The organism is Acinetobacter sp. YH12255 (assembly GCF_013417355.1).
GTDB classification, from domain to species: Bacteria; Pseudomonadota; Gammaproteobacteria; order Pseudomonadales; family Moraxellaceae; genus Acinetobacter; species Acinetobacter pseudolwoffii.
Genome location: NZ_VPEC01000031.1, coordinates 1 through 12823 on the forward strand (window position 1 = coordinate 1; position 12823 = coordinate 12823).

At 43.4% G+C, this 12823-nt stretch carries 15 protein-coding genes; 10 read left to right on the forward strand and 5 right to left on the reverse strand.

Features of this window, described 5'->3' with window-relative positions; all coding sequences use genetic code 11:
* Positions 1-191: 191 nt before the first annotated feature.
* Positions 192-677: a DUF1289 domain-containing protein gene (locus FTV30_RS12180; protein WP_218947749.1), complete on the reverse strand. Its 486-nt coding sequence runs from the start codon at positions 675-677 to the stop codon at positions 192-194.
* A gap of 198 nt (positions 678-875) precedes the next feature.
* Between FTV30_RS12180 and FTV30_RS12185 the strand changes: the two genes are divergently transcribed.
* From FTV30_RS12185 to FTV30_RS12200, 4 genes are all read left to right on the forward strand, one after another.
* Positions 876-1808, forward strand: coding sequence for a rhodanese-related sulfurtransferase (locus FTV30_RS12185; protein WP_005097749.1), 933 nt, complete (start codon positions 876-878; stop codon positions 1806-1808).
* A 206-nt stretch (positions 1809-2014) separates the two neighbouring features.
* The gene (locus FTV30_RS12190; RefSeq protein WP_005097750.1) at positions 2015-2293 is read left to right on the forward strand and encodes a hypothetical protein; all 279 of its coding nucleotides are present in this window, start codon (positions 2015-2017) and stop codon (positions 2291-2293) included.
* Positions 2294-2380: 87 nt separating this feature from the next.
* A complete protein-coding gene (locus FTV30_RS12195) occupies positions 2381-2998 on the forward strand; it encodes a DedA family protein (protein ID WP_074383408.1) in 618 nt (205 codons plus the stop codon).
* 30 nt (positions 2999-3028) lie between these two features.
* Positions 3029-3454: an ABZJ_00895 family protein gene (locus tag FTV30_RS12200; protein WP_180001693.1), complete on the forward strand. Its 426-nt coding sequence runs from the start codon at positions 3029-3031 to the stop codon at positions 3452-3454.
* 67 nt (positions 3455-3521) lie between these two features.
* On the opposite strand, the gene FTV30_RS12205 is transcribed toward FTV30_RS12200, so the two are convergent.
* Both FTV30_RS12205 and FTV30_RS12210 read right to left on the reverse strand, forming a co-directional pair.
* Complete coding sequence (locus tag FTV30_RS12205; RefSeq protein ID WP_005169813.1) at positions 3522-4046, reverse strand: YecA family protein; 525 nt, start codon at positions 4044-4046, stop codon at positions 3522-3524.
* 71 nt (positions 4047-4117) lie between these two features.
* Positions 4118-4324, reverse strand: a complete 207-nt coding sequence (locus FTV30_RS12210) for a PA3496 family putative envelope integrity protein (RefSeq protein WP_005169810.1) — start codon at positions 4322-4324, stop codon at positions 4118-4120.
* A gap of 346 nt (positions 4325-4670) precedes the next feature.
* On the opposite strand from FTV30_RS12210, the gene rpoD reads away from it, so the two are divergent.
* The 6 genes from rpoD to FTV30_RS12240 all read left to right on the forward strand — a co-directional run bounded on the left by rpoD (position 4671) and on the right by FTV30_RS12240 (position 11269).
* Positions 4671-6605: an RNA polymerase sigma factor RpoD gene (rpoD, locus tag FTV30_RS12215; protein ID WP_225554192.1), complete on the forward strand. Its 1935-nt coding sequence runs from the start codon at positions 4671-4673 to the stop codon at positions 6603-6605.
* Between the two features lie 113 nt (positions 6606-6718).
* Positions 6719-7006, forward strand: a complete 288-nt coding sequence (locus FTV30_RS12220) for a YbeD family protein (protein ID WP_005169807.1) — start codon at positions 6719-6721, stop codon at positions 7004-7006.
* Positions 7007-7156: 150 nt separating this feature from the next.
* Positions 7157-7816: a lipoyl(octanoyl) transferase LipB gene (gene lipB / locus FTV30_RS12225; RefSeq protein ID WP_100355550.1), complete on the forward strand. Its 660-nt coding sequence runs from the start codon at positions 7157-7159 to the stop codon at positions 7814-7816.
* A 74-nt stretch (positions 7817-7890) separates the two neighbouring features.
* The gene (locus FTV30_RS12230) at positions 7891-8424 is read left to right on the forward strand and encodes a hypothetical protein (RefSeq protein WP_005097759.1); all 534 of its coding nucleotides are present in this window, start codon (positions 7891-7893) and stop codon (positions 8422-8424) included.
* Between the two features lies 1 nt (position 8425).
* A complete protein-coding gene (locus FTV30_RS12235; protein ID WP_005097761.1) occupies positions 8426-9610 on the forward strand; it encodes an iron-containing alcohol dehydrogenase in 1185 nt (394 codons plus the stop codon).
* Between the two features lie 264 nt (positions 9611-9874).
* On the forward strand, positions 9875-11269 hold the full coding sequence (locus tag FTV30_RS12240; protein WP_005097762.1) for an APC family permease: 1395 nt from the start codon (positions 9875-9877) through the stop codon (positions 11267-11269).
* 61 nt (positions 11270-11330) lie between these two features.
* Here FTV30_RS12240 and FTV30_RS12245 read toward each other — a convergent pair whose 3' ends face one another.
* Both FTV30_RS12245 and FTV30_RS12250 read right to left on the reverse strand, forming a co-directional pair.
* Positions 11331-11726 carry a hypothetical protein gene (locus FTV30_RS12245; RefSeq protein ID WP_218947750.1) on the reverse strand — a complete coding sequence of 132 codons (396 nt, stop codon included), beginning with the start codon at positions 11724-11726 and terminating at the stop codon, positions 11331-11333.
* Positions 11727-11865: 139 nt separating this feature from the next.
* On the reverse strand, positions 11866-12342 hold the full coding sequence (locus FTV30_RS12250; protein WP_005097765.1) for a tRNA (cytidine(34)-2'-O)-methyltransferase: 477 nt from the start codon (positions 12340-12342) through the stop codon (positions 11866-11868).
* Positions 12343-12823: the final 481 nt, after the last annotated feature.

Here is a 12823-nt window from a genome sequence, read left to right on the forward strand (position 1 = left end):
GCAAGAACGGACTGATCGCTATAAGTCGGAACTGACCGACTCAGGCTCTAGTTACACGTTTGGCAACAAGACATTAACAGAGTGCGAATTAGTCCTTGACTATGTTTGACTACATTTTAAGGAACAGATACTCACTGATATTCATGCTTTTCCCTCAGCTGTTGTTATTTTTCTGCATAAAAAAAGAGGACTTATTCCTCTTCCTGCAGATGAATCAGATGCTGACTAATGCCATCCGCCCGCAGAAAAGCCAGATCATAACTGGCAGTGGCCAAAGTCAGAATCCGGCGCTCAAACTCATCCCAGAGTGGACGTACCTGCTTATAATGAATCCCCAAACCACTATCATCGGTAAAATGCCGATTTTTTTCACAGAGCTTTAAAGCATGATACAGCTTACGTCCTTTGGAGGCATCGTCACGTAAACGTACCCGTTTTGACAGCACAAAGGCTTGAACCTTGACGATATCTGCATGTGGCAACAACGGCACTAAAATCTGATCCAGCTGTGCATCCAGACGCCGCCATACGGCATGATGTTGATCAGCGCCATAAGTGTTCCAGTGAATCACCTCATGATTGAAACGGCGGCAACCACGACATACCGCATCACCAAATACGGTCGAGCAACGCCCAGCACACGGGGTTAAAGACGCAATACGACGATCTGAACTCAAAACACACTCCAAAGATACTACAACTTCCAGTACCTGCATCACTGCATAAAACTTTACAAAATTCCGGGTCGGGCATGACTATACACGCTCTCCCCCATGAATTGAAGCCTGTTAAAAGGCAAGTGTTTTACTCGCTTATTCACTCGAATCACGCTAAAATATGCGCCTTTAAATTATCATGCTACGTTGGAGTATTCCATGAACGCTACTGTAGAACAGCTTGCACCTGTAGAACAGCAAGCGACCTCAGGTTGGGTTGTTGCCGCACTTTATCAATTCAAAGAAGTTCAAGATCCTGCCGATCTTCAACAACGTCTTTTAGACTTGGTAAAAACAATCAACCTTTGTGGAACACTCATTGTAGCGGGTGAAGGGATTAACGGTACGGTTGCAGGTGACCGTGCATCGATTGATCAAATTCACCAGTTCCTTCTCAATGAAGGCTTTGTTGAGATGGAATATAAAGAGTCAGACAGCTCTGACAAGCCATTTCGTAAAATGAAAATTAAATTAAAAAAAGAAATCGTGACTTTAGGGGTAGAAGTGAAACCACGTGATCTGGTCGGTCACTATCTTGATCCTCAGGAATGGAATGAACTGATTGCGCGTGATGACGTGATTCTGGTTGATACCCGTAACGATTACGAATACAAAGCAGGAACGTTCAAAGGCGCGATTGACCCGAAAACTGAAAGCTTCCGTGAATTCCCTGAATATGTGAAAAATAATCTGGAACAGCACAAAGACAAGAAAATTGCCATGTTCTGTACCGGTGGTATTCGCTGTGAAAAATCAACCTCTCTGCTTCTGCAAGAAGGTTTTACAGAGGTGTATCACCTGAAAGGCGGTATTTTAAAATACCTGGAAGAAACTCCGGCTGAAGAAAGTATGTGGGAAGGCGAATGCTTCGTATTTGATGGCCGTACAGCAGTAACACACGGTGTCGAAGAAGGTCAAAACACCAAATGCCATGCCTGTGGCTGGCCTTTGCTTCCTGAAGAAGTGGCGCTGCCAAGTTATGAACATGGTGTCTCTTGCGTGTACTGCATTGACAAGACCACAGAGAAACAAAAAGACGGTTTCCGTATGCGTCAGTCCCAAATTCTGGCAGCAAAACGTAAACGTCTCTAAGCTAGCCGCTTTGTAAGAAAATATATAAAAACCCTCTTCGGAGGGTTTTTTATTTACATAAAAATTACAACAGTAATAAAACTCTCACCAATTCATTACCAAGAACCTTATTTTTTTCCAAGCAAGATTGCTAGTCTATTGAAAAGTCTATCTTAAGCCAAGTCTTTCATTATTAACTTAAATTTTAAAATGAAAAGGAATATAACATGACCAGTTCACTTGCTCGAGATCCAGATAATCTGGTTCAGTTTCAACCCAAAGAGAATATAAAACAACAACGACTTCATCAGGTTAATGACGAGCTTGAGAGCCAGTCACATGTGTTTGTGGTCATCTTGGGAACTGTGATTGGCGCGATTTTAGCGCTGTTTATTGGTTATCATCTTAATACCAGTGTCATTCATTTTATGCTGCTGAGTGTTTTACCTGTCTGTTTGGCCTATGGCTTACGCAAAGTCTATATTTATACGCTGACACATAGCTGATTCTGCCTGCTCATTTATATTCCAAGACTTTACCGCATAAAAAATACTGCTTAGGATACAGGCAGTATTTTTTATTTTGACCATCTTATGAATTTAACTGAATGGATTATTTCCGTCATGGAACAACTGGGCTACTGGGGTATTGCCCTGCTCATGTTTCTGGATAATGTCTTCCCACCCATCCCTTCCGAAATCATTATGCCTTCTGCGGGCTATTCGGCCTCTCAGGGTGAGTTAATACTGGTCGGGGTGATCATGGCCGGTTGCATTGGCTCATTACTAGCAGCAGCCTTGCTGTACTGGGTGGGTTATAAATTCAATCACGATTCCATTTTCAAGTTTGTCGACCGTTATGGCAAATATCTGTTTATCAAATCCAATGATGTGAAAAAATCACTGAGCTGGTTTGAACATTATGGACATCGGATTGTGTTTTTTGGCCGTATGGTTCCTGCCGTCCGCTCACTGATCAGCATTCCTGCCGGCATGAGCCGTATGCCCTTCTGGAAATTCATGTTCTATAGCACACTCGGAACCATCATCTGGACCACGTTTTTGGCCTGTGTCGGATTTTACTTTGGTGAAAACCAAGAGTTGATGCAGCAAATTTTCAGTAAAGTCAGTTATGTGATTATTGCGATTGTTATAGTCATTATTGCCTGGGTTATCTACCGTAGACAGCAGCGTAAAAATCGTCCATCCTGAATAGACCTCAGCATGAAGGAGGCTAAAACGATGTCGCACTATCTTAAATATTTTGCTACCGTTTATCTTAGCTTGGTTCTATTCGTGGGCGTACTCATTTATGTATTCAATCTGGGCGCGATTATCCTGATCCCGGCCCTGATCGCGTCAGCCTTTCTCAGTGCCCGATACTTTGTGAAGAGAGAACAACATTTACCCAGCAAGGAAGAGAAAAGCAAACTGGTATGGGGTTCTACCATCATTGCGATTACATTTGGGTTTATTTTTATATTTGTTGTGATCTGGATGCATCCACAGACTGAAGCCATCTTCAACAACATGGCTTATACCGGAAGGGGCCCGAATTCATTTCTGATGGCCGCTGTGATTGCGGTGCATGGTTTGATCTTTCATATTGCCTATAATAGCTATGCCCGCTACAGTCTGAGCAAACGGGTCGGTATTGAAAGAAAGTAAAATCCCTTCGATGCTTTGATAAAAGTCCAAAGCTAAAGAAAGCACCGTGCGGTGCTTTTTTTATGAATTATTCTGGAGTGTGATACATCAGATACAATTCATTTAAGTTGTCTGGAATTTCTTCTGCAAGTTCGTCCATTAACTGGCCATTGCGACGGAAAGTTTCCATTTGCGGATCTTCATCATCAATGCCGCTGAAGACCATGATTGGCAGAGTTAAATCTACCAGTTGCTCTTCAAATTCTTCAGTAAACCAAGCTTCTTCGTTAAGGAACATGGCATCGACAAAGCCCACACTCCAGTCACCCAAGCTTGATTCGGTGTCTGCTTCTTCAATTTCAAATGGGAATGTAATCCCTTCTTCATTGGCTAAGCTTTGACGGATAGACTCTAACCATGCTTGTACCTGAGTGATGATTTCTGCAGGCACTTTCTTTTGATTGCTATCAAAAAGCTCGTCTAACCATTTGTCGAATTTTGGGCCTACTGCAATAGCACATAAGAAACCATGGGTTGCTGCGAAATCTAGACCATGTTCATTTTGGTCACCATCTAGATATTCACTCAACAGGTCTAAATCTAAAGCACTCATCTAACATCCAAACTTAAAAAACCGAAAGGTTTAGCATAGCATTTATTCAGGCCATGCTAAATCCGAATTCGTTAATCTTCGTCATCAAAATCGTCATCATCGTCGAAGTCATAGTCAAAATCTTTGAGTTCGCGTTCCAAGCGACGTTGTGAAAGTAAATCATCAATCAGACGACGTTTTTCCAACGACTCTTTAGCGCTCAGCTTGCTGGAAGCTTCATCGAAATTAACATCATCCTCACCGAAGCTATCATCTAGTTCAAAATCTGTAGAAGACACTAAAACTTCCTCATAGTGAAAAATGTAAATGGTTTTAGCGCTATTTATCTTGCCTAAAACCACAAGTCAAGTTTTATTTAAATTTTCGTATTTTAAAGTTGTAAATAGGGCTTTTTTTTAAGGACATTGTGTGACATGATATAATCCACCCTGCGTCCTTATGTTTTTTGACTACACATTTTTTGGTCAAATACACAGATGCCGGGGTTGGACTTGAAAATAACAAATTCATCCCCATCTTAAATTACTGAATTTCATTTTAAATATTTTATCAGACAGCTTGAACGCTGAATACTCTGATGAAATACGTAGGCTATTCACTAAATTTAATGAGCTTAAATCGTGCATAAGTTGTACGGTTTTTCCTGTCACAGATTCAACGAAGAGTAAGCAAAAGATGAGCGATATGACTTCCCCTACTTCACAAGTAGCGGCTCTGATTAGCCGAGGCAAAGAACAAGGTTACTTAACCTTCGCTGAGGTTAACGATCATCTGCCGGACTCCATCACAGAAAGCGAGCAGATTGAAGATATCATTCAGATGCTGAATGACGTGGGTATTCCTGTACATGATCGCGCGCCTGAATCTGATGATACGATGTTCGAAGATACTACAGAAGCTGCCGATGAAGTTGCAGAAGAAGAAGCTGCAGCCGTATTGGCCTCTGTAGAAAATGAGCCAGGTCGTACAACTGACCCTGTGCGTATGTATATGCGTGAAATGGGTACCGTTGAGCTTTTAACCCGTGAAGGCGAAATTAGCATTGCAAAGCGCATCGAAGAAGGTATTCGTGATGTTTTGCACTCGATTGCTTACTGGCCCAATGCGGTAGAAGTTGTACTCCAAGAATATAAAGATTATGAAGCGGGCGAACGCCGTCTTGCTGACCTGTTATCGGGTTATTTAGATCCTGAATCAGACGAAGAAATTCCTGAAGTACTCGAAGAAGAAGTCGAGATCGCTGAAGACAAGACTGATTCGAAAAAATCGACCAAAGATGTAAAACTGGACGATGATGAAGAGGAAGAAGCTGAAACTGAAGATGATTCAGAAGCTGATTCTGGTCCAGATCCTGAAATTGCCAAAGCACGCTTCACTGAACTTGAAAATGCATGGTTGAATACCAAAACAGCCATCGAAAAACATGGTCGTGACAGCGAAGAATCTGAAGCTGCGCTGGAAGCACTGGCGACCGTATTCATGATGTTCAAATTCACGCCGCGTCTATTCGATATCATTTCAGAAATGATTCGTGGTACGCATGACCAGATCCGTGGTGCAGAACGTGAAGTGATGCGTTATGCCGTGCGCCGTGGTCGTATGGATCGTACCCAGTTCCGTACTTCTTTCCCGGGACAGGAATCGAATCCAGCCTGGTTAGATGAACAGATCGCGAAAACACCTGCAGACCAGAAAGCCTATCTGGAAAAAGTACGTCCCGATGTATTGGCCTTCCAGCAAAAGATTGCCGATATTGAAAAAGAGTTGGGTCTTGATGTTAAAGGCATTAAAGACATTGCCAAACGCATGGCCGTTGGTGAAGCCAAGGCACGTCGCGCCAAGAAAGAAATGGTCGAAGCCAACTTGCGTCTGGTGATTTCAATTGCGAAAAAATACACTAACCGCGGCTTGCAGTTCCTGGATCTGATTCAGGAAGGTAACATTGGCTTGATGAAAGCGGTGGACAAGTTTGAATATCGTCGTGGTTATAAATTCTCGACTTATGCAACCTGGTGGATTCGTCAGGCGATCACCCGTTCAATCGCCGATCAGGCACGTACCATTCGTATTCCGGTGCACATGATCGAGACCATCAACAAGATCAACCGTGTATCGCGTCAGCTTCTTCAAGAAATGGGGCGTGAACCGACACCTGAAGAGTTGGGCGAACGTCTGGAAATGGACGAAGTCAAAGTACGTAAAGTACTAAAAATCGCCAAAGAACCGATTTCGATGGAAACACCGATCGGTGATGATGAAGATTCGCATCTGGGTGACTTCATTGAAGACAGCAACATCACGTCACCAATTGATGCTGCGACTTCAGAAGGCCTGAAAGAAGCGACACGCGAAGTTCTGGAAAACCTGACTGAACGTGAAGCCAAAGTCCTGAAAATGCGTTTTGGTATCGACATGCCGACCGACCACACCTTGGAAGAAGTGGGCAAACAATTTGATGTGACACGTGAACGTATTCGTCAGATTGAAGCGAAAGCACTACGTAAACTTCGCCATCCATCGCGTTCAGAACACTTACGTTCATTCCTTGAGAATGATTAAGATTTGATGCTTATTCTGGAAACTTGAAATTTAATCATCAGTCTCCACTTAAGTAGCCAAGACAGACCCAAACGCCTGCATGATTGCAGGCGTTTCAAATCAGGGGGACTACCATGTTAGACCGTACACCATCTCGTGAACTTCAAGAACATCTTTGGGTTTTCCCTATGGATTATCCGATTAAACTGATTGGCCTTGCTGGCATTGAACTGCGTCAGGCCGTAAATGATATCTTTGTAAAACATTTTCCTGAGTTTGATGGCAGTGAAATGACCATCACACCGTCGCGTACTGGCAAATATCATTCCATTACCGCACAACTGCGCTTTTTGGAACTGGAGCAGGTGCATGCAGTATATGCAGATTTGGCCGCCTGTCCGCTGATTAAAACCGCACTGTAATCAAAAATACAAAAGACACGCTTTCGGGCGTGTTTTTTATGCCTGTACAATGACTGAGCTAGCGCTTAAATATTGTAGGTCTCGCCCCTATTTCATGCCGAAATCATTATAATTATGATCAGTTTTTTATAATTACCAAGGACACTTCCTGTGACTGATGTGCTGCAAAAGCCCGAGCTGATCATTCGTCAATATCACGACCTCACACCTTATGAAGATCGTTTTCTGGAAATGAAAACTTTTACGGAAAACCGTGATGAACATAGCCCGGATCAGCTGTGGATTCTGCAACATCAGGATGTATTGACTCAAGGTCAGGCCGGTAAGCCAGAACATATTCTGATACCGAGCAATATCCCGGTAATTCAAACCGATCGTGGTGGTCAAGTGACCTGGCACGGCCCGGGCCAGCTGGTGGCTTACTTCATGTTTGACCTGAATCGCCTGGGCTGGAATGTGCGTACACTGGTGTCCTATGCTGAAAACCTGATGATCGATCTGCTGAAAAAATACGGCATTGATGCTTATGCCAAACCCGATGCACCGGGGGTCTATGTGGCTGAACGAAAAATTGGGTCACTGGGTTTTAAAATTCGTAAAGGCCGTAGCTATCATGGTCTTTCCTTAAATCTGGATTGTGACCTGAGCGGATTTAATACCATCAACCCTTGTGGTTATGCGGGACTGGAAATGGTTCGCATGAGCGACCTACTGGAACAACCGCCACAATTCAACCAGTTATGTCGTGAAATTATTGAAACTTTGCGCCACAGCGGTTACTTTAATCAAGTCACTGTCGAGCAAAGATAAAGCCTTTGCATTTCACCCCCAAATAAATTAGAGTATTTACTCTAAACCAATAATATTGAGATAGGGATCATCACGTGATTGCAACTAAATCCGTAAAACCCGCTTTGCAGCTTGCCTATGTCAAACTCATGATGGATGTGATTGGCCGCGGTCTGGTCATGGCAAGTCAGGTGGATGAAGAAATCAAACAGGAAGTTGCCCAATTTCCAGTCCATTTCACTCTTTCCATGAAAGTCTTTCCGCATGGCCCAGCCTTTGTGGCGCGGGTCACTGAGGACAAGCAATTGGAACTGGTGAAAAATCTGGAAAAAGCACCTGATCTGACTATTACCTTTAAACATCTGCACCATGCTTTTTTAGTTTTTTCCTTTCAGGAAAGCACCTCTCAAGCCTTTGCCAATGACCGCATGATTGCCGATGGCGATATTTCCAATGCCATTCGTCTGGTGCGTTGTCTAAATAAAATGGAAGCACTGATTTTGCCTAAACTGGTGGCGCAACTGGCTGTCAAAGAATATCCAAGCAATCTCAGCCTCAAAGAAAAACTAAGCGAAGCGAGCAGTATTTATCTAAAAATCGCTCAATCTTATTTAAAACGGAGTGTATAACATGGCTAAACCTTATTATGAATTTTTCTGTCCGGTTAAAGTCATTGCCGGACATGCCGCGTTAGAACATATTCCGTTTGAACTTGCGACCTTAGGCGCAAAACGTCCACTGATCATTACCGACAAAGGTGTACGCGCCAATAATCTGCTGGCACCGATTGAAGCGGCATTTGAAATGGCAGATGCTGCAATTGTAGCCATTTTTGATGACGTCCCCCCCGACTCTAGCTTGGGTACAGTACGTAGTGCGGCAAAACTGTATCGTGAAAATCACTGTGATGCGATCATTGCTGTAGGCGGTGGTTCAGTCATTGATACGTCCAAGGCCACCAATATTCTGGTGTCTGAAGGGGGTGATGACTTGCTTAAATATTCTGGTGCCCACAACCTGCCTAAGCCACTGAAACCATTTTTTGTGATTCCAACAACTTCAGGGACAGGTTCAGAAGTCACCATGGTGGCTGTCGTCTCAGATACCGAGAAGAACGTTAAAATGCCTTTCGCATCGTATTATCTGATGCCGCATGCTGCGATTTTAGATCCGCGCATGACCCAGACTTTGCCGCCGCATTTAACCGCCATGACCGCAATGGATGCACTGACCCATGCGGTCGAAGCTTATACTTGTATGGCAGCCAATCCAATCTCGGATGCTTATGCCACCGCAGCAGTCAAGAAGATCAGTAGCCATCTATTCAATGTGCTGGATAATCCCAATGATGCGCAAGGCCGTCTGGAACTGGCTCAAGCATCGACCATGGCCGGTATTGCATTTTCTAACTCGATGGTCGGGATTGTGCATTCACTCGGTCATTCACTGGGTGCAGTGGTGCACTTGCCGCATGGTTTATGTATGAACCTGTTCCTGCCGTATGTGCTGGAATACAACAAAGAGGTCAATGGTGACAAGATTGCTGATCTGTTACTACCTTTGGCAGGTGCCGATATTTATGCGCAAACACCAGCACATTTACGCGCAGACAAAACCATTGCCACTATTCTGACCATGCGAGATCGGATTTATAGTCTGACCAAACTGCCACGTACATTACGTGAAACCGGCAAGATTTCTGAAGCGCAGCTGGATGAAGTGGCAGAGAAAGCCTTGAATGATGGTTCCATCATTTATAACCCGAAAGAAGCCACCTTGGAAGATTTAAAATCTATCTTAAAAAAGGCTTGGTAATTACTGAAAAATAAGCCAATATAGCGAAAATTAAAGCCTGATGTTTTTTTAGACATCAGGCTTTTATCTTGCATAAAGAAATTATTGCATTAATTTGAATGGCATACTTTATGCACCTCAAAAGTCAAAAAAATAGCTAGCAAAAGCCCTTCTTTTCAAGTAGATTGGCGGGCTTTTATAGAAAACTGTAGGGGGGATCGTTCGTCTCAAACGATCCTTATAAATATGACTGATCCTTGATCAACGATTAAGAGGATAACGCCGTTGACTAATATCTCTGGGACTCAATCGGCAGCTAAACTGCAAAAAACGCTGGGACTCTGGCACATCATTATTATTGGTTTGGCTTATATTCAACCCATGACCTTGTTTGATACATTCGGTCTGGTATCTGAAGAAAGTAACTTCCACGTTCCCACCTCTTACATTTTTGCGCTGATTGCAATTTTGTTAACCTCTTTGAGCTATGGTCATATGATTCGTCGCTACCCTTCTTCGGGTTCGGCCTATACCTATGCGCAAAAATCCATTCACCCAAATGTGGGTTTCATGGTGGGATGGTCATCTTGGCTCGATTATTTATTGTCGCCAATGGTCAACATCATTCTTGCCGTCATTTACCTAGAAGCCCTGTTCCCTGATATCAATCATTGGGTTTGGGTCGTGGTATTGACTGCATTCATGACTGGCATCAATTTACGTGGTGCGCGCTTTGTAGCGAACTTCAACAGTATGATCGTGTTCGTGCAGTTGATTGTCATTGCCGTATTTACCTGGATGGTCTACAGCAAGTTACAGGCTGGCTTTAATGCGGATGGTCCAATCACAGCTGAGCAACGCTATCAGCTCTGGAGTCTGGAACCGTTCTGGAATGAATTAACTTCAGTAGGCGCCCTGATTACTGGTGCGACTTTACTGTGCTTCTCTTTCACTGGTTTTGACTCTTTAAGCTCGCTGGCTGAAGAAACCAAAGATACTGAAAAAACTTTGCCTAAAGCGATTTTCTTGACCGCTTTAATTGCCGGTATTATTTTCATTATCAGCACTTACTTCATGCAGATTTACTTCCCGAACAATCCAGGTTCATATTTCCAGAATATTGCTGAAACTCAGCCGGAAATTTTGATGCTGGTGGGTGGGTCCTTGTTCCAGGCTTATGTACTTGGTTTTGCAATCATTACCGTCATGGCATCTGGGATTTCTGCACATGCAGGTGTATCTCGCTTAATGTACGTCATGGGCCGTGATGGCGTGATCAACAAGAAAATCTTTGGTCATATCAGTCCGAAAAACTACACACCGTCATACAACATTATGATTGTCGGTGCTGTAGCCTTAACAGCTGGCTTCATGGATCTTGATTTTGTGATTTCACTGATCAGTTTCGGTGCATTGACGGCGTTCAGTTTCGTAAACTTGTCTGTCATTTCACGCTATGCTTTACGTGATGGTCGTACCAAAACTGCGAAAGAAATTCTGAACTTTGTAGTGGTACCACTTGCAGGTTTCATTGCAGTATTTGCCTTATGGCTCGAAGTTGATCAAACCTCATTGAAATATGGTCTGATCTGGGCATTTGGCGGTATCTTGTACCTGGGTTATAAAACCAAAGGTTTCAAGCATCCTGCACCTCAGCACAACGAATTTGACGATAAATAATATTGTTCCGGTTCAAATAAAAAAGGCGCTTTAAGCGCCTTTTTTATGTTTTTGATTTTACTTAGGATAAACGACAATCAAAACCCATTTGGGTATTGACCCGATTATTTTCATAGCCCAGTTTTTCAATGAACAGACTTCTACGCGACAATAATTTTTGCTCTTCCGGATTTAGTCTGGCTTTATTCTTGACCGCCAGCTGATACATTTCATTGACCACATCCTGAAAAATAGCACAGACTTCCTGACGTTTGGTCTGCTTCAATTTACGTCCACGCCAAGTCCATTCAAAATCATCGGAATTCAGACTCTGTCCCCAGTTATCGATCCGCGCATCCAAGCGTTTTTGCATGTCGGCCAATCCTTGCTGTATTTCCGCTTGCGTAATTGGCTGAACTTGTTGCGTTTCCCCCATTACATCACTTGCTTCTTGCGCACCGAGGTGTAAAGCAGTCATTCCAATACAACAGGCCAAGGCAAATTTTAATATCGGCTTCACGCGTATATCCTTCTTATTCCAATCAGTTGTCTCTCTCTATCCTAGCAAATAAAAAAGCCACCTAAAGGCAGCTTTTCAAATTATTGTAAATTTAAGCTTAGAGCGCTTTAAAACCCTGCTGACGCCAGGCTTCATATACAATCACTGCCGTGGCATTCGAAAGGTTTAAACTACGAGAGTTCTCTGCCATCGGTAAACGAATCCAGTGCTGCTGCGGGAACATCATCCGAACATGTTCAGGCAGACCACGCGTTTCCGGCCCCATCAACAATGCCACAGGACGGTTCAAGTCCGAGGTATGTGGCGTTTCAGTCCCTTTGGTGGTCAGTGGATAGACCGCATCCAGAGCAATGCCTTTGCTTGCCAGATCGGCCAGACAATCTTCGATAGTGTCCCAAATCTGCATACGTGCATATTCGTGATAATCCAGACCGGCACGTCTCAGTTTTTTATCATCCAGTTCAAAACCCAGTGGCTTGACCAGATGCAACTGTGCTCCCGTATTAGCACACAGACGAATAATATTGCCTGTATTTGCAGGAATTTCGGGCTCATATAAAACAACGTGGATCACTTATTTCTCACTTTATACATTTCATTCAGATATAGCTTTCAACTTATAGATCAAACAGCAACATCAGTGCTGTTATCTAGATACAGCTTTTTCCTGTATTCGGACCATGAGATTAATCGTCATATCCTTTTATTCAGGTGTAATTTTCGTCTTGCATTCAGATAAAGAGTATCAACTATTGCTATCCTCTTACTCAGGCATGGCCTTCGTCTTGCAGTCAAACCAAGAGACAACTTTTGCTTATCCTCTTACTCAGGCATGGCCTTCGTCTTGCGGTCAAACCAAGAAACAACTTTTGCTTATCCTCTTACTCAGGCCTGGCCTTCGTCTTGCGGTCAAACCAAGAAACAACTTTTGCTTATCCTCTTACTCAGGCATAGCCTTCGTCTTGCGCTCGGGCAAAGCAGTGCTTTGCTTATCCTCTTACTCAGGCATAGCCTTCGTCTTGCGCTCGGGCAAAGCAGTGCTTTGCTTATCCTCT

Excerpts from the sequence above, each read along its gene's own strand:
- FTV30_RS12185 (WP_005097749.1), top strand. The coding sequence starts at position 876 with ATGAACGCTACTGTAGAACAGCTTGCACCTGTAGAACAGCAAGCGACC.
- FTV30_RS12190 (WP_005097750.1), top strand. The coding sequence starts at position 2,015 with ATGACCAGTTCACTTGCTCGAGATCCAGATAATCTGGTTCAGTTTCAA.
- FTV30_RS12195 (WP_074383408.1), top strand. The coding sequence starts at position 2,381 with ATGAATTTAACTGAATGGATTATTTCCGTCATGGAACAACTGGGCTAC.
- FTV30_RS12200 (WP_180001693.1), top strand. The coding sequence starts at position 3,029 with ATGTCGCACTATCTTAAATATTTTGCTACCGTTTATCTTAGCTTGGTT.
- FTV30_RS12205 (WP_005169813.1), bottom strand. The coding sequence starts at position 4,046 with ATGAGTGCTTTAGATTTAGACCTGTTGAGTGAATATCTAGATGGTGAC.
- FTV30_RS12220 (WP_005169807.1), top strand. The coding sequence starts at position 6,719 with ATGTTAGACCGTACACCATCTCGTGAACTTCAAGAACATCTTTGGGTT.
- FTV30_RS12235 (WP_005097761.1), top strand. The coding sequence starts at position 8,426 with ATGGCTAAACCTTATTATGAATTTTTCTGTCCGGTTAAAGTCATTGCC.
- FTV30_RS12245 (WP_218947750.1), bottom strand. The coding sequence starts at position 11,726 with ATGACTGCTTTACACCTCGGTGCGCAAGAAGCAAGTGATGTAATGGGG.